Origin of the sequence: Modestobacter sp. VKM Ac-2984 (assembly GCF_026967985.1) — a bacterium.
In the GTDB taxonomy this organism is placed as follows: domain Bacteria; phylum Actinomycetota; class Actinomycetes; order Mycobacteriales; family Geodermatophilaceae; genus Modestobacter.
Genome location: NZ_JAPVBJ010000003.1, coordinates 382,989 through 399,031 on the forward strand (window position 1 = coordinate 382,989; position 16,043 = coordinate 399,031).

General features: G+C 74.3%; 13 protein-coding genes. 8 read left to right on the forward strand and 5 right to left on the reverse strand.

Annotated features, from left to right (window positions below; all coding sequences use genetic code 11):
• Position 1 precedes the first annotated feature (1 nt).
• The 3 genes from O2W16_RS08945 to O2W16_RS08955 all read left to right on the forward strand — a co-directional run bounded on the left by O2W16_RS08945 (position 2) and on the right by O2W16_RS08955 (position 4,616).
• Complete coding sequence (locus O2W16_RS08945; protein ID WP_269158467.1) at positions 2 to 985, forward strand: diacylglycerol kinase family protein; 984 nt, start codon at positions 2 to 4, stop codon at positions 983 to 985.
• Positions 969 to 3,806 carry a DEAD/DEAH box helicase gene (locus tag O2W16_RS08950; RefSeq protein WP_269158468.1) on the forward strand — a complete coding sequence of 946 codons (2,838 nt, stop codon included), beginning with the start codon at positions 969 to 971 and terminating at the stop codon, positions 3,804 to 3,806. The genes O2W16_RS08945 and O2W16_RS08950 overlap by 17 nt, the downstream gene beginning before the upstream one ends.
• A 558-nt stretch (positions 3,807 to 4,364) precedes the next feature.
• Complete coding sequence (locus tag O2W16_RS08955; protein ID WP_269158469.1) at positions 4,365 to 4,616, forward strand: DUF4333 domain-containing protein; 252 nt, start codon at positions 4,365 to 4,367, stop codon at positions 4,614 to 4,616.
• Positions 4,617 to 4,625: 9 nt separating this feature from the next.
• Here the strand turns inward: O2W16_RS08955 and O2W16_RS08960 are convergent, their stop codons facing one another.
• Positions 4,626 to 5,534: a 5'-3' exonuclease gene (locus O2W16_RS08960; RefSeq protein ID WP_269158631.1), complete on the reverse strand. Its 909-nt coding sequence runs from the start codon at positions 5,532 to 5,534 to the stop codon at positions 4,626 to 4,628.
• 75 nt (positions 5,535 to 5,609) lie between these two features.
• Between O2W16_RS08960 and O2W16_RS08965 the strand changes: the two genes are divergently transcribed.
• The 3 genes from O2W16_RS08965 to O2W16_RS08975 all read left to right on the forward strand — a co-directional run bounded on the left by O2W16_RS08965 (position 5,610) and on the right by O2W16_RS08975 (position 9,452).
• A complete protein-coding gene (locus tag O2W16_RS08965) occupies positions 5,610 to 6,761 on the forward strand; it encodes a M24 family metallopeptidase (RefSeq protein ID WP_269158470.1) in 1,152 nt (383 codons plus the stop codon).
• Positions 6,736 to 7,218: an Lrp/AsnC family transcriptional regulator gene (locus O2W16_RS08970; RefSeq protein ID WP_269158471.1), complete on the forward strand. Its 483-nt coding sequence runs from the start codon at positions 6,736 to 6,738 to the stop codon at positions 7,216 to 7,218. Before O2W16_RS08965 ends, O2W16_RS08970 begins: the two co-directional genes overlap by 26 nt.
• Before the next feature lie 89 nt (positions 7,219 to 7,307).
• Positions 7,308 to 9,452 (forward strand): intein-containing Rv2578c family radical SAM protein, encoded by a 2,145-nt coding sequence (locus O2W16_RS08975; RefSeq protein WP_269158472.1) that lies wholly within the window; start codon positions 7,308 to 7,310, stop codon positions 9,450 to 9,452.
• Between the two features lie 18 nt (positions 9,453 to 9,470).
• On the opposite strand, the gene O2W16_RS08980 is transcribed toward O2W16_RS08975, so the two are convergent.
• Positions 9,471 to 10,316, reverse strand: a complete 846-nt coding sequence (locus tag O2W16_RS08980) for a hypothetical protein (protein WP_269158473.1) — start codon at positions 10,314 to 10,316, stop codon at positions 9,471 to 9,473.
• Positions 10,317 to 10,484: 168 nt separating this feature from the next.
• Between O2W16_RS08980 and O2W16_RS08985 the strand changes: the two genes are divergently transcribed.
• On the forward strand, positions 10,485 to 11,642 hold the full coding sequence (locus tag O2W16_RS08985; protein ID WP_269158474.1) for a carboxylate-amine ligase: 1,158 nt from the start codon (positions 10,485 to 10,487) through the stop codon (positions 11,640 to 11,642).
• Between the two features lie 44 nt (positions 11,643 to 11,686).
• Positions 11,687 to 12,553: a lysophospholipid acyltransferase family protein gene (locus tag O2W16_RS08990; protein WP_269158475.1), complete on the forward strand. Its 867-nt coding sequence runs from the start codon at positions 11,687 to 11,689 to the stop codon at positions 12,551 to 12,553.
• 3 nt (positions 12,554 to 12,556) lie between these two features.
• On the opposite strand, the gene O2W16_RS08995 is transcribed toward O2W16_RS08990, so the two are convergent.
• From O2W16_RS08995 to O2W16_RS09005, 3 genes are all read right to left on the reverse strand, one after another.
• On the reverse strand, positions 12,557 to 13,993 hold the full coding sequence (locus O2W16_RS08995) for a lipase maturation factor family protein (protein ID WP_269158476.1): 1,437 nt from the start codon (positions 13,991 to 13,993) through the stop codon (positions 12,557 to 12,559).
• A gap of 13 nt (positions 13,994 to 14,006) precedes the next feature.
• The gene (locus tag O2W16_RS09000; protein ID WP_269158477.1) at positions 14,007 to 14,519 is read right to left on the reverse strand and encodes a GNAT family N-acetyltransferase; all 513 of its coding nucleotides are present in this window, start codon (positions 14,517 to 14,519) and stop codon (positions 14,007 to 14,009) included.
• Between the two features lie 138 nt (positions 14,520 to 14,657).
• Entirely contained in the window at positions 14,658 to 16,022 is a 1,365-nt protein-coding gene (locus tag O2W16_RS09005; protein WP_269158478.1) for a KamA family radical SAM protein, read from the reverse strand.
• Positions 16,023 to 16,043: the final 21 nt, after the last annotated feature.

Sequence of the window (16,043 nt, forward strand, 5' to 3'; positions counted from 1 at the left end):
CGTGACGCGGCCCGAGGTGGCCGTCCTGGTCAACGCCGCCGCCGGGCGGGGCCGCGCCGCCCGGGCGACGACGGCGGTCCTCGCGGCACTGACCGCCGGCGGCGTGCGTCCGCGGGTCCTGGCGGCCGCCACCCGGACCGCGGCGGAACAGCAGGCCGCGGCCGCGGTGGCCGACGGGGTCGCCGCGGTCGCCGCCCTCGGTGGCGACGGCGCGGCGCACGCCGCCCTCCAGGCGGTGGCCGGCACCGCGACCCCGCTGGCGCTGCTGCCCGCCGGCAGCGGCAACGACCTGGCCACCGCCCTCGGCGTACCGGCCGACCCGGTGCGGGCCGCCTCCGCGCTCACCGCGGACCTGCACGCCGGCCGCAGCAGGCGGATCGACGTCGCCCGCACCGGGGAGCGGTGGTGGGGCACCGTGCTGTGCTGCGGCTTCGACTCGGCGGTCACCGACCGGGCGAACCGGCTGCGCTGGCCGCGTGGCCCCCGCCGCTACGACCTGGCGATCCTGCTGGAGCTGGCCCGGCTGCGGCCCCGGGCGGTGACGCTCACCGTCGACGGAGACGTCCGTGAACGGGAGGTCACCCTGGTCGCGGTCGGCAACACCCCCTGGTACGGCGGCGGGCTGAAGATCGCGCCCGGCGCCGACCCGGCCGACGGGCTGCTGGAGGTCGTCGTCATCGGCCCGGTCAGCCGCCGCGAGCTGGTGCGCACGCGCCCGCGGCTGGCCGACGGCAGCCACGTCGGCCACCCCGCCGTCACCGTGCTGCGTGGCCGGGAGATCGGCCTTGCCGGTGCCGGCCTGACCACCTGGGCCGACGGCGAGCCGATCGGCGCACTCCCGGCCACGACGGTCTGTGTCCCCGGCGCCCTCACCGTCCTCGGCGCGGCTCCACCCCACCATAATGGCCATTTTGGTGGTACGGCGGGGACGACCGGTGGTGCGGTGGGGGAGCGCCTAACGTGGGGGCATGTCCAGCCCGGCTGAGCGTTACGCGGCTGCCCGTCGGCGGAACGCACACCCCACCCTCTCGGACTTCACCGCCGACCTCGGCTTCTCCCTGGACCCGTTCCAGGTGGAGGCGTGCGAGGCGCTGGAGGAGGGCTCCGGCGTGCTGGTCTGCGCCCCGACCGGCGCCGGCAAGACGGTGGTGGGGGAGTTCGCCGTCCACAAGGCGCTGCAGGAGGGCCGCAAGGCCTTCTACACGACGCCGATCAAGGCGCTGAGCAACCAGAAGTACCGCGACCTCTGCGACCGGTACGGGTCGGCGAAGGTCGGGCTGCTGACCGGGGACAACGCCATCAACGGCGACGCACCGGTGGTCGTGATGACCACCGAGGTGCTGCGCAACATGCTCTACGTCGACTCCCCGGCGCTCACCGACCTCGGCTACGTCGTGATGGACGAGGTGCACTACCTGGCCGACCGCTTCCGCGGGGCGGTCTGGGAAGAGGTGATCATCCACCTCCCCGAGCACGTCCGGCTGGTCTCGCTCTCGGCCACGGTCAGCAACGCCGAGGAGTTCGCCGACTGGCTGGTCACCGTCCGCGGGGACACCCGGGTGGTGGTCAGCGAGGTGCGGCCGATCCCGCTGTGGCAGCACATGCTCGTGGGCGGGCGGGTGTTCGACCTGTTCGCGCTGCGGCCCGCGGCGCACGCGGCGGAGTGGGAGCAGACCCCGCGCGGGCTGTCGACCCGCGAGCGCGGCCGCGCGGTCGTCGACCCGGAGCTGGTGCGCTACGTGCACGAGCAGGAGCGGCGCTTCGACAGCTGGTCCGGCGGAGGCGGCGGCACCCGGGGCGGGTTCAGCCACAAACCCCGCTACCGGCCGCCGTCCCGGCCGGAGGTCATCGAACGGTTGGACCGCGCCGGGCTGCTCCCGGCGATCACCTTCGTGTTCAGCCGCAACGGGTGCGACGCCGCGGTGCACCAGTGCCTGGGCTCCGGGATGCGGCTGACCGACGAGACCGAGCGCCGGGCGATCGCCGAGATCATCGACCGGCGCACCGGTTCGCTGCCCGAGGAGGACCTGCACGTCCTGGGGTTCTGGGAGTGGCGGGAGGGCCTGCTCGCCGGCTTCGCCGCCCACCACGCCGGGCTGGTGCCGGCGTTCAAGGAGACCGTCGAGGAGTGCTTCGTCCGCGGCCTGGTCAAGGCGGTGTTCGCCACCGAGACCCTCGCGCTGGGCATCAACATGCCGGCGCGCACCGTCGTCCTCGAGCGGCTGGTGAAGTGGAACGGCGAGGCCCACGCCGACGTGACCCCGGGGGAGTACACCCAGCTGACCGGCCGGGCCGGCCGTCGCGGCATCGACATCGAGGGCCACGCCGTCGTCGTGTGGGCGCCGGGCGTCGACCCGGCGGCGGTCGCCGGGCTGGCCAGCACCCGCACCTACCCGCTGCGGTCCTCCTTCCGGCCCAGCTACAACATGGCCGTCAACCTGGTCGGGGCCTTCGGCCGGGATCGCGCCCGCGAGCTGCTCGCCGCCTCGTTCGCGCAGTTCCAGGCCGACCGGTCGGTGGTCGGCCTGGCCCGCTCGGCGGCCCGGCACGAGGAGGACGCCGCCCGGCTGCTCAAGGAGATGAACGCCGGGCTCAGCGCGGCCGTGCTGGACGTCGCCGGGTACGCCCGGCTGCGGATGGAGATCTCCGAGCGGGAGAAGGCGCTGTCCCGGGACACGCAGGCCAAGCGCCGGCTGGAGGCCACCGAGTCCCTGGCCGCGCTACGCGCCGGGGACGTCATCCGGGTGCCGAGCGGACGACGCCAAGGGCTGGCCGTGGTGCTCGACCCCGGGGTCACCGAGCTCACCGACCCCCGCCCCCTGGTGCTGACCGAGGACAAGTGGGCCGGTCGGCTGGCCTCCGGCGACTTCCCGTCCCCGGTGAGCGCCCTGGCCCGGGTCAAGGTGCCGAAGAACTTCAACCACCGCAGCCCGCACGCCCGCCGGGACCTCGCCTCGACGCTGCGCAACGCCCGCGCCGAGAACGGCCTGGGCGCCCGGCGCACCAAGGGCAGGTCCGCGGCCGACGACGACCCGGTGCTCGCCGACCTCCGGCACGCCCTGCGCGTCCACCCGGTGCACGGGCTGCCCGACCGGGAGGACCGGGTGCGCGCCGCCGACCGCTGGCTGCGCGAGCTGCGCGACGCCGAGCGGCTGCGCCGGCAGATCGCCGACCGCACCAACTCGCTGACCCAGCAGTTCGACCGCACCTGCGACGTCCTGACCGAACTGGGCTACCTGCAGCCGGTGACGGCGCTGGACGCCGAAGGCGCCGCACCGGGCTCGACCGTGGTCACCGAGGCCGGCCGCCGGCTGAGCCGGATCTGGTCGGAGACCGACCTGCTCACCGCGGAGTGCCTGCGGGCCGGGGCCTTCCGCGGGCTCACCCCGGCCGAGCTCGCCGGCTGCGTCTCCGCCCTGGTGTTCGAGGCCCGCCGGGACAGCGCCGCCCAGCCCTCCGTGCCCGCCGGGAAGGTCGCCGGGGCCCTCGCCGAGATGCGCAGGGTGCACACGGCGCTGTCCGACGTGGAGCGGGAGCACACCGTGCCGGTCACCCGCGAGCTGGACCTGGGCTTCGTCTGGGCCGCCTACCGGTGGGCCGACGGGCAGAGCCTGGACCGCGTGCTGGCCGGGGCGGAGCAGGCCGGGACCGAGCTCTCCGGCGGCGACTTCGTCCGCTGGGCCCGGCAGCTGGTCGACCTGCTCGACCAGCTCGCCAAGGTCGCCGACGACCCGCTGGCCGGGGTGGCGCGCGCCGCCGTGGGCCGGGTCCGCCGCGGGGTGGTGGCGGTCGCCGTCACCGACTGAGCCGGGGTCTGCGGCCGGTGGGCCACAATCGGCCCGCCCCGGGGTGCCGGGCCTGATCGAGGAGCCACGATGAGCCAGCCGCCGCAGGGCGAGGACCCGCAGTCCCCGTGGGCTCGCCCGGACCCGTCGACGGGTGCTGCGCCCGACTCCCGCACGGCGGCACCGGGAGGGAGTGGCTGGGGGCCGCCCTCGGCCACTTCCGGACGGCCCGCGGAGCACCCGGGCTGGGGCACGCCTCCCCGGCACGGCCAGCCGGACTCCCACGGGCAGCCACCGCAGTACGGGCCCGCGCCTCAGTACGGACCCGCGCCTCAGTACGGACCCGCGCCTCAGTACGGGTCACCGTCCCCGTACGGGCAGCCACCCCGGTACGGGCAGTCCGGCGACTGGGGTCCGCCGCCGGGGGGTCCCGGTCGGTCGGGTGGCTGGGGTCCGCCGTCGGGGCAGTTCCCCGAGCAGCAGGGGTTCCCCGGCGGCTGGGGTCCGCCCGCGCCCCCGGCCCGGACCCGCTCCCGGCGGCCGCGGTTGCTGGGCCTGGGCCTCCTGGCGGTCCTGCTGGTGGCGGCCGCGCTCACCCTGCCGTCCCCGTTCGGCTCCACCCGGCTCGACCCGGCGGCGGTCGAGCGCGCCGTCGCCGGCCAGTTCCAGGAGCGGGAGGGCGTCGCCCTGGACCTCAGCTGCGCGGAGGAGCTCCCGGTCGTCGACGGCGCCACCTACTCGTGCGCCGGCCGCACCGCCGACGGCGAACCGGTCACCGTCACGATCACGCTGCGCGGCGAAGCGGGCGACTACACCTGGGACGAGGGCTGACCGGGCGGTTCAGCCCTGGTCCCACCCCAGCGCCGACCCCAGCCGGCGGACGGAGGACTCCAGTCCGTGCGCCTCGGCCAGCGCCGCGAGCGCCTCGGCGTCGGCCGGCTCGCGGGGGAGTGCGCCGTCCACCGGTGGCAGGTCGATGGTGGTGACGACGGCGACCACCTCGGGGGCGGCGTCGAGGTAGTCGGCAGCCGCGTGCAGCTTCTTCAGCACCGCGGCGGTCAGTGGTGCCCTCGGGACGGTGGTGCGGGCGGCCGCCTCCCGGATGCCGGCCAGGGACCCGAACTCGTTGATCAGCGCAGCGGCCGTCTTCGCCCCGACGCCGGACACCCCGGGGAGCCCGTCGCTGGGGTCGCCGCGGAGGACCGCGAAGTCGGCGTAGGAGCGGCCGGGGATGCCGTACTTGGCCGCGACCGCCGCCTCGTCGACGAACTCCAGGTCGTTGATGCCGCGGTTGGTGTAGAGCACCCGCACGTCCCGGGCGTCGTCGACCAGCTGGAAGAGGTCCCGGTCGCCGGTGACCACGTCGACCGGCCCGCGGGCCCGGGTGGCGAGCGTCCCGATCACGTCGTCGGCCTCGTAGCCCGGCGCGCCCACCCGGGTCAGCCCGGCGGCGGCGAGCACCTCGACCAGCACCGGCACCTGCGGCCCGAGCTCGTCGGGCACCTCCTCACCGCCCGCCGGCGCGACCCGGTGCGCCTTGTAGCTGGGCAGCGCCGCGACCCGGAACGCCGGGCGCCAGTCGTCGTCCCAGCAGGCGACCAGCCGGGCGGGGGAGTGGGCGACGACCAGCCGGGCGGTCATGTCCAGGAACCCGCGGACGGCGTTGACCGGCCGGCCGTGCGGCCCGGTCACGCTGGTCGGCACCCCGTAGAAGGCGCGGAAGTACAGGCTCGCCGCGTCCAGCAGCATCGTCGTCACGCCGGGCACGGTAACGGTGCGATGACGACGGTCGGACCTGTCGTGCTCCGTGGATAGTCTGCGCACGTGGTCGCCGTCTCTCCTCCTCCCTCCTCCCCGCTGGTGTCCATCGACCGGGTGCACGCGGCCCGCGCCGTCGCCGACGAGCTGGGCATCGACGTCGTCGTCGTCACGCCCGGCTCCGACCTGCGCTACCTGTGCGGCTACGACGCGCACGCCATGGAGCGGCTGACCGCCCTGGCCGTGCCTCGCCGGGGCGAGCCGCTGCTGGTCGTGCCTCGGCTGGAGGCGCCGATGGTCGCCGCCTCCCCGACCGGTTCGTTGGGGCTGGAGGTGCTGGCCTGGGACGAGACCGACGACTCCTTCGCCCGGCTGGCCGAGGCGGTCACCGCCCGGCTGGGCAGCGCGCCGGCCCGGGTGGCCGTCGGCTCGCGCACCTGGGCCGAGCACGCGCTGGGCATCCAGCGGGCGCTGCCCGGTTCCGCGCTGGAGCTGGCCAGCCCGGTCATCGACCGGCTGCGGATGGTGAAGACGCCGGCCGAGATCGAGGAGCTGGCCATCGCCGGTGCGGCGATCGACCGGGTGCACGCCCGGATGGGGGAGTGGTTGCGGGTCGGGCGGACGGAGGCCGAGGTCGGGGCCGACGTCGCGGCGGGGATCCTGGCCGAGGGCCACGTCGGGGTCGACTTCACCATCATCGGCTCGGGCCCCAACGGGGCCAGCCCGCACCACGAGGTCTCCGACCGGGTGGTCGAGGCCGGGGACATGGTCGTCGTGGACATCGGCGGGGAGACGGCGACCGGCTACCGCTCCGACTGCACCCGCACCTACCTGGTCGGTGGGCACGCCGCCCGCGGCCTGATCGAGTGGTTCTCCGTCCTCCAGCGGGCTCAGGCGGCGGCCGTCGCCGCGGTGCGCCCCGGCGTCACCTGCGCCCAGGTCGACGCCGTGGCACGCGACGTCATCACCAAGGCCGGCTTCGGTGAGCACTTCATCCACCGCACCGGGCACGGCATCGGGCTGGACACCCACGAGGCGCCCTACGTCGTCGCCGGCAACGACCTGCCGCTGGAGCCGGGGATGGCCTTCTCGGTCGAGCCCGGCATCTACCTGCCCGGCCGCTACGGCGCCCGGATCGAGGACATCGTCGTCTGCACCGACGACGGGGTCCGCAACCTCAACAACGGTCCCCGTGAACTCGTCGAACTCCCCGGCTGAGCCGGGCGGGCCACCGGCGGCCCAGGACGTCGACCGGGAACTGCTGAGCGCCCTGGCCCGCGACGGACGGGCCAGCTTCACCGACCTGGCCGAGCGGGTCGGGCTGTCGGTGTCCGCGGTGCACCAGCGGGTCCGCCGACTGGAACAGCGCGGGCTGATCACCGGCTACGCGGCGCAGTTGGACGCCAAGGGGCTCGGGCTGCCGCTGACCGCGTTCGTCTCCATCACCCCGATCGAGGCCGCGCAGCCCGACGACGCACCGACCCGGCTGGCGCACCTGTCGGCCATCGAGGCCTGCCACTCGGTGGCCGGGGTGGAGAGCTACATCCTCAAGGTCCGGGTGGCCTCACCCGATGCGCTCGAGGCGCTGCTGCACGAGATCCGGTCGGCGGCCAACGTCACCACCCGGACCACCGTCGTCCTCTCCACCTTCTACGAGGACCGCCCGCCGGTCTGAGGGAAGACCCCCTCGCCCCCTCCACTCGCCAGGCTCACGGCGGGCCCCTGCGAGGGGGCCGATGGACAGGGGATCGAACATGTGTTCGGATGGTCGGCATGCGGTGGGACGCCCAGCGGCTGGACTTCGACGAACCCACCACCCTGCCCGGGCTGCCCGACGTCCGGGGCCTGCTGCGCAGCGTGCAAGTGCCGGAGTTCCCGGGCCTGACCTTCCACGAGGTGCGGGCCAAGAGCGTGCTGAACGCGGTGCCCAAGGGCTCGGCGATGCCATTCGGCCACACGATCAACCCCTACCGGGGCTGCTCGCATGCGTGCGTTTACTGCCTGTCGGGCGACACCCAGGTCCTGATGGCGGATGGCTCCCAGCGGGGCATCGCCGACCTGACGGTGGGGGACCGCATCATCGGGACGGAGAAGAGAGACCGCTACCGCCGGTACGTCGAGACGGAGGTGCTGGCGCACTGGTCGACGGTCAAGCCCGCCCACCGGGTGACCCTCGCCGATGGCACGAGGATCGTCGCGAGCGGTGACCATCGGTTCCTGACCGGGCGTGGCTGGAAGCACGTCACCGGCGCGAGCCGCGGAGCGGGTCAGCGCCCGCACCTGACGACCAACGACGAACTGCTCGGCTTCGGCCGGTCAGCTCTGACGGTCGACGTCTGCGAGGACTACCGGCGGGGATACCTGACCGGCATGGTTCGCGGAGACGCGCACTTCAAGGTGTACCGCTACCAACGAGCCGGGCGGCTCCACGGTGACGTGCACCGTTTCCGACTCGCGTTGGCCGACCTGGACGGCCTCCGGCGATCACAGGCGTACCTCACGCAAGCGGGCATCTCGACCGATTGGTTCGAGTTCTCCGCTGCCACTCCGGAGCGCCGGGCGATGAGCGCCATCAGGACGTCGTCAGCCGCCTCCGTTGCCCGGATCTCAGAGGTCGTCGCCTGGCCGGATGACCCTTCGGATGCCTGGCAGCGCGGCTTTCTGGCCGGCGTCTTCGACGCCGAGGGCAGCCGGAGCCAGCACGTCCTGCGGATCTCCAATGCCGATGACGAGATGCTTGAGCGGACGAGCGCCGCCTTCGCCGCGCTGGGCTTCGACAGCGTCCTGGAGGATCGGTCGCTGGCCAACCGGGTTCGGACCATCCGCCTGCGCGGCGGCCTGAAGGAGCACCTACGGTTCATCCACCTCGTCGACCCGGCCATCCGGCGGAAGTGCCAGGTCCAGGGCACGGCCATCAAGAGCACGGCTGATCTGCGGGTGACCATGATCGAGGACCTGGGCCTGGAGATGCCGATGTACGACATCACCACCGGCACCGGCGACTTCATCGCGAACGGCGTCGTGAGCCACAACTGCTTCGCCCGGGGCACGCACGAGTGGCTGGAGCTGGACAGCGGAGCCGACTTCGACCAGCAGATCGTGGTCAAGACCAACGTCGTCGACGTGCTGCGGCGAGAGCTGGCCAGGCCGTCCTGGCAGCGGGAGCACGTCGCGCTGGGCACCAACACCGACCCGTACCAGCGGGCCGAGGGCCGCTACCGGCTGATGCCCGGGATCATCGACGCGCTGGCCCGGTCCGGCACGCCGTTCTCGGTGCTGACCAAGGGCACGCTGGCCCGCCGCGACGTCCCCCGGCTCGCTGCCGCAGCGCGCGACGTCCCGGTGGGGATGGGCGTGTCCATGGCGATCTGGGACGACGACCTGCACGCCGCCCTGGAACCCGGCGCCCCCACGCCCCGGGCGCGGCTGGACCTGGTGCGGGCGATCACCGACGCCGGGCTGCCCTGCGGGGTCTTCCTGGCCCCCGTACTGCCCGGCCTCACCGACCGGATGGACCACCTGGAGGCGGCGATCGGTGCCATCGCCGCGGCCGGGGCCACCGGGGTGACCGTGTTGCCGCTGCACCTGCGCCCGGGTGCCCGGGAGTGGTTCACCGCCTGGCTGTCCCGGGAGCACCCCGGGCTGGTCGGCCGGTACCGCCAGCTCTACGGCCGCGGCGCCTACGTGCCGGCCGAGTACCGCACGTGGCTCGCCGGCCGGGTGGCCCCGGTGCTCGCCCGCTACGGCCTGGACCGGCAGGGCGGGGGAGTGGCACGGGGCGTCGACACCGGCAGCGGCCTCGGCCTGCCCGGGGACGAGTCGGCGGGCTTCCCCGCCGGCAGCCTGCCCACCCGTCGGCCGGCGCCGACGGCGGTCGAGGAGACCCCCGAGCAGCTCTCGCTGTGCTGAGCGGGAGCCGGGTGTCGCTCAGCCGGCCAGCCGGGCGCGACGGCCGACGGTCCGCAGTGCCCGCACGGCCCCGCGCGGGCCCACCGGCGGCGCCCCGCCGGCCAGTGCCAGCCGACGGTAGGAGTCGTAGGAGAGCGTGAGGTAGTCGGCTGCCAGCTCTTCGACCTGCTCGCGGCGGCTCGGCGGAGCCGTGGCGCGCATGGCCGTGGCGGTGCGGACGGCGTGCTTGGCGAACGTCACCTGCAGGGCCTGGGTGGACAGCTGCCCGCCGACGTGCGAGCTCGGGCCCGGCCCCCGCCGCAGCGCCGGCAGCACCCAGGGGCTCGCGGCCAGACCGGGGAACCGGCTGCGGACGGCTTCCCAGGCGTGCCAGGCGGTGAGCGCTCCGGGTACGGCCCACTCACCGTCCTCGGTGGACACGTGGAGACGGCGGGTGGTCGCGTGAACCTGGTCCCGGCGCAGCGCCCGGAACTGCCCCACCGTCCCCGGCCAGCCCAGGGCGAGCGCACACCAGGCGACCGAGCGCAGGTGCTCCGGTGCCTCGCTGCGCACCCGGGTCAGCTCCCGCAGGTCGAGCGTGACCGGGTCGGGCTCAGGGGTGGTGGCCCGGGGGACCCCGAGCCCGCCGTAGCGGGCGACCTTGCTGTACAGGGCGATGGTGGCCGGCTTCCACTCGCGAGCCGCGGCCAGCGGCTCGAGCCCGGTCTCGGCCAGGGCCTCGGGCCCCAGCCCCAGTTCGAGGGCCGCCTCGACCAGCCGCCGCCACTGCGGCTCGTACCCCGGCGGCCCGGGCAACCGGGCCCACGCTCGGGCCGGGGGTGGCGCCGGCATCTCCGGCAGCGGTGGCTGCCATGCACCTGACATGACGAGATACTACCGTTATCCCCAACGATGTTGCGATTCATCGTCGTCGTCACCTGCCCTGGACAGCAGACGCACCCTACGGGTGCGCATCCGCAACCAGGGTGATCTGAACTGCAATCCGCCCGGCCCAGCCAGCAGGGTCACCTCGGTCCCGGTGACCATGGGTCGGTGCGCACCGTGGGAGTCGAGGAAGAGCTGCTCGTCGTGGACCCGGCGGGTACGCCCGTGCCACTGGCTCCGGAGGCCCTCGAGGTGGCCGCCCGCCGCGGTGAGGGGGAGACCGTCCAGGAGCACGACCGGGCCGAACAGTCGGACGAGCCGCCCGACGCCGACGGCGCCTCGGCGGGCCCACGGTTGGTCCCCGAGTTGAAAGAGCAGCAGATCGAGCTGGGGACCCGGGTCTGCCGGGGGCTCGACGAGGTGGCTGCCGAGCTCCGGCACTGGCGTTCCCGGGCCGATGCCGCCGCCTCCACCGTGGGCGCCCGGGTGGCGGCCCTGGCCAGCTCGCCGGTGGCGGTGGAGCCGGAGACGACGTCGGGGGAGCGGTACGCGCAGATGGTCGAGGTGTTCGGCCTGACCGCCGCGGAGGTGCTCACCTGCGGCTGCCACGTGCACGTCTCCGTGGACGGCGACGAGGAGGGGGTCGCCGTCCTCGACCGCATCCGGGTGTGGCTGCCCGTGCTCACCGCGCTGACCACCAACTCGCCGTTCTGGTCCGGGCGCGAGACCGGCTACGCCAGCTTCCGTTCCCAGGTCTGGAACCGGTGGCCCTCGGCCGGCCCGAACGCGGTGTTCGGCACCCCGGCGCGCTACCACCAGCTGGTCGCCGACCTGGTCGCCACGGACACCGTGCTCGACGAGGGGATGGTCTACTTCGACGCCCGCCTCTCGGCCACCTGGCCGACCGTGGAGGTCCGGGTGTCCGACGTCGCCCTGCGGGTCGAGGACGCCGTCCTGCTGGCCGGGCTGGTGCGCGGTCTGGTGGAGACCGCGGCCCGGGAGTGGCGGGCCGGCGTCGCCGCCCCGGAGGTCCGCACCGAGGTGCTCCGCGTGGCCGGCTGGCGGGCCGGCCGCTCCGGCCTGACCGGGGACCTGGTCGACCCGCGGACCGGCCAGCCGGCCCCGGCGGCCGAGGTGGTGACCGCCCTGGTCGAGCACGTCCGCCCGGCCCTGCGCGACAGTGGGGACGCCGAACGGGTGGAGGAGGGCGTGGCCGCCGTCCTGCGCCGTGGCACCGGGGCGACCCTGCAGCGCGCGGTCTTCGGCGAGACCGGCGACCCGGCCGCCGTCGTCCGGGCCGCAGTCGCCGCCACCCACGGCGACTGAGACCGGATCGCCGCTCTCGGATCCGGGTTGGTTAGGGTCCGCTCATGTACACGGCCAGCTGGGGCGACGTCGCCCGCCGGGACCTGTTCGGGTCGAAGCCGGACCCTCGGGACCGCCCGTACCGGTTGGTCATCCGGGTCGTCCTCATCGTCTTCCGGCTGTTCCGCTTCCGCTTCGACCTCCGCGGGCAGGAGCACGTCCCGGCCACCGGTGGGGCGGTCATCTGCAGCAACCACGTCTCCTACTTCGACTTCACCTACCTGGGGCTCGCGGCGCTGCCGCAGCACCGGCTGGTGCGGTTCATGGCGAAGGCCGCCATCTTCGGCCACTGGTTCGCCGGGCCGTTCATGCGCGCGATGCACCACATCCCGGTCGACCGCAAGGCCGGGGCCTCGGCGTTCGACGCCGCCGTCCTGGCGCTGAAGGACGGCAACGTCGTCGGGATCTTCCCCGAGGCGACGATCAGCACGTCGTTCACCGTCAAGGACGTCAAGGCGGGCGCGGCCCGGATGGCGGTCGAGGCCGGGGTGCCGGTCCTCCCCGCCGCGGTGTGGGGCGGACACCGTGTCGCCACGAAGGCGCACAAGTTCGTGCTGCGCCGCGACGTGCCGGTGACGGTGATCATCGGCGAGCCGCTGTTCCCGGAGCCGGGGGAGAAGCCGCAGGCCCTGCTGCGCCGGATCAAGGCGGCGATGGTGGAGCTGCTGGACGAGGCGCAGCGCACCTACCCGGACCAGCCGGCCGGGGACGACGACCGCTGGTGGCAGCCGGCCCACCTGGGTGGCACCGCGCCGACCCCGGAGGTCGCCGCCGTCAACGACGCGGACTACGCCGCGGGCAACCGGACGAAGGTCAAGGCACCGCACCCGCTGGCCCGGGCCAAGCGGCTGCTGGCCCGCGCCCGCCGCTGACCCTCAGCGCACCCGCGTCCTGACGTCGTCCGCGGTGAGCGGGGCGACCATCTCCCGTTCGTACGTGCGGTGCCACCACGCACGGGTCTCCCGCCGTTCCTGCCGGGTGGTGAACCGGTAGCGGTAGACCAGCACGCGCACCGCGGCCGGGCGGTCGGTGCCGAAGGGCACCGAGCGCAGCAGCCGCAGCGTGGCCGGGTCAGCGGCCAGCAGCTTGCCCAGGAACGGCAGCAGCCAGGCCCGGCCGTAGGCGGGGGAGAGGGCCACGAACCACATCAGCCAGTCCAGGCGCAGGTGGTACGGCGCCCACTGGGGTGGACGGCGGTGGACGTCGCCGGGCTTGCCGCGGAACTCGTACTCCCGCCACACCGCATCCGGCCCCGGGGCGTCGGTGGCCTCCACGACCAGCTCCCGGCGCACCTTGGTCACCGAGCCGAAGGCGCCGTAGCTGTTCACCAACCGGAGCGGGTCGAAGCTGGTGTTCATCCGCTGCGCGGGCGACAGCAGGTTGCGCACCGGCGCCACGCTGAGCGCGGCGACCAGCACCGTCAGCCCGATCACGACCGCCACGAACCAGGTGGGGGAGGAGAGCTGGTCGGGACGGTCGAGCGGCAGGACGGCGGCCAGCCAGCGCCCGTCGACCACCGACAGCGCCAGCACCAGGGTGAGCGCGTTGAGCCAGGCGAAGTTGCCGCTGATCAGCAGGTACCCCTGGGTGACCACGATGACCAGCGCCGCCACCCCGGCGATCGGCTGCGGCGCGAGCAGGCCGAAGACGACGACCAGCTGGGTGACGTGGTTGGCCAGCGTCTCCACCCGGTGCAGTCGCGGGCTCAGCCGGTGGAACGACCAGCTCAGCGGGTTGGGCATCGGCTGGGTCTCGTGGTGCCAGGACAGGCAGGTGAGGTCGCGCCAGCACCGGTCGCCGCGCATCTTGATCAGCCCGGCCCCGAACTCCAGCCGGAAGAGCAGCCAGCGCAGCAGCCACATGCCCAGCGTGGGTGGGGCGACGTGCGCCGGACCCAGGAAGACGGCGAGGAACCCGGCCTCCAGCAGCAGTGACTCCCAGCCGAAGCCGTACCAGATCTGGCCGACGTTCACGATCGACAGGTAGAGCGCCCAGAGCACCGCCCACAGCGCCATCCAGCCCGCCAGGGGCAGGCGGTCGGCCAGCCCACCGAGTGCGGCGAGCGACAGTCCGATGCCGGTCCAGCAGCAGCCGGCGAAGAACCGGTCGGACCAGTGCAGGTGGAACAGGCTCGGTGCCCGCTTCCAGGAGGCCCACTCCAGGTACCGGGGGACCGGGGTCAGGCCGTCGGTGCCCAGCAGCGCCCGCCCCTGGCGCAGCGCGGCGACGAACGCGATCAGGTAGACCAGCGCGAGGCCCCGGGTGAAGACCCAGCGGCCCGCCCAGGTACCGGGGTCGGCGAACCAGTCCACGCCCCTCCTCGGCTCACTCCGCCGGGGCCTCGAGCCGGAAGGCCTCCAGCTCGGTGCCGTACCAGCGGGTGGTGCGCCCCAGCGGCTGCATCCCCAGCTTCTCGCAGACCCGCAGCGAGGCCTCGTTGCCCGGCCGGACGACGGCGTAGACCTCCAGCAGCCCGTCGTCGAAGGCCCGGTCGACGACCCCCCGGGCCGCCTCGGTGGCGTACCCCCGCCGCCAGCTGTCCGGGTGCAGGTGCCAGCCGACCTCCACCTCACCGACCCCGTGGGGGAGCGGCTTGAGCAGCACCGTGCCCGCCGGTGGCCCCCCGCCCCGGGGCTCGATGGCCCAGCACCCGTGGGCCGGGTTCAGCTCGTGCACCAGCCGCCAGCGCTCGACCAGCTCGGCGGGTGGCACCGTCGGGCCCCCGCCCAGCCAGCGGGTGACCTCGTCCCGGCTGTACAGGTCGGCGAGACGGGCGAGGTCGGCGTCGCCCGCCGTCCAGGCCCGCAGCCGCAGCCGGTCGGTGCACAGCAGTTCCACCCACGGGGAGCTACCGCCGTCCGCCGCGAGGGAAACGCCTCCACGGGGTCGCCGTCCTCGCGGTCCGGGTGCCGACCTCACGCTGGGGCGTGAGGTCGGCACCCGAGACGTGTGGCTCGCGGGCAGCGGGGTCCTCCCTCAGCCGACGGGGGTGAGCTGGCGGTCGCGGTGGGCGGCCCACCAGGCGCGGCCCTCGGCGGGGAGGCTGGCGATCGGGTCGTAGTAGGCGTACCGCCGGTCGAGGGCGTCGGCGTCGGTGCGCTCGATGCCGGTGCGGTAGTTCTTCGTCCAGTAGGAGATGCCGCGCTCGCGGTCGTACTCGGCGACCTGGTGCACCCAGCGCTTGCCGACGTAGGGCACGTCGCAGACGATCCGCGGGGTGGCGAACCCGGGCAGGTAGCCCATGACGTCGTGCTGCAGGGTCTGCGCGGTGGCCAGCGGGACCCGCCAGTGCTCGGCGCTGGGGATCATGTCGCACATGTAGAAGTAGTAGGGCGTGATCGAGGCACCGTCGAGCAGCGCGAAGCACAGGTCCAGCAGCTGCCCCGCGGTGGCGTTCACGCCGGCCAGCAGCACGCCCTGGTTGCGCACGTCGCGCACCCCGGCGGCCAGCAGCGCCCGGGTGGCCTCGGCGACCAGCGGGGTCACCGACTGGGCGGCGTTGACGTGGGTGTGCACGGCCAGCGAGACGCCGCGTTCCCGCGCGACGGCGGCCAGCCGGCCCATCCCGTCGACGACCTCCGGCTGCAGCCAGTGCTGGGGGAGGCCCATCAGCGCCTTGGAGGCGAGCCGGACGTCGCGGATCGAGTCGATCTCCAGCAGCCCCTCGACAAAGGCGGCGAGGTTCTTGAACGGCAGGTTGGCCACGTCCCCGCCGGAGACGACGACGTCCCGCACCCCGGGGGTGCGCCGCAGGTAGGCCAGCATCTCGGCCTGCCGGTCGATCGGCTTGAGGTCGAACCGCAGCTTGTCCACCGCCGGGGTGGAGTTGCCGACCAGGTCCATCCGGGTGCAGTGCCCGCAGTACTGCGGGCAGGTGGACAGCAGCTCGGCCAGCACCTTGGTGGGGTAGCGGTGGGTGAGGCCCTCGACCGCCCACATCTCGTGCTCGTGGAGGGAGTCCCGGGCCGCGTGCGGGTGGCTGGCCTCGTCGCCGGGCAGCCGGTCGGAGGCGACCGGGAGCATGTAGCGGCGCACCGGGTCGGCGAGCATCGCGGCGGCGTCGGGGACGCTGCCGGGGACCATCGTGTTCAGCATCTGCGGCGGCAGCAGCAGCGACATCGTGGCCCGGCCGGCCTGGTCGGTCTCGACGTCGGCGTAGAAGGACTCGTCCAGCAGATCGCCGTAGACCCCGCGCAGCTGGCGCAGGTTCTTCACGCAGTGCGCACGCTGCCACTGGGCGCTCCGCCAGTCCTGCTCGGTGACCCCGGCGAAGCCGGGCAGGCGACGCCAGTCGGGCTCGACGAGCTCACGGGCGGTGTACTCGTAGGGCTGCTCCAGCACCGGAACTCCTGTCCGCGCGGT

Bases quoted from the DNA above. Each gene is read 5' to 3' on its own strand.
- O2W16_RS08950 (WP_269158468.1), top strand. From the start codon at position 969: ATGTCCAGCCCGGCTGAGCGTTACGCGGCTGCCCGTCGGCGGAACGCA.
- O2W16_RS08990 (WP_269158475.1), top strand. From the start codon at position 11,687: ATGTACACGGCCAGCTGGGGCGACGTCGCCCGCCGGGACCTGTTCGGG.
- O2W16_RS08975 (WP_269158472.1), top strand. From the start codon at position 7,308: ATGGTCGGCATGCGGTGGGACGCCCAGCGGCTGGACTTCGACGAACCC.
- O2W16_RS08980 (WP_269158473.1), bottom strand. From the start codon at position 10,316: ATGTCAGGTGCATGGCAGCCACCGCTGCCGGAGATGCCGGCGCCACCC.
- O2W16_RS08960 (WP_269158631.1), bottom strand. From the start codon at position 5,534: ATGCTGCTGGACGCGGCGAGCCTGTACTTCCGCGCCTTCTACGGGGTG.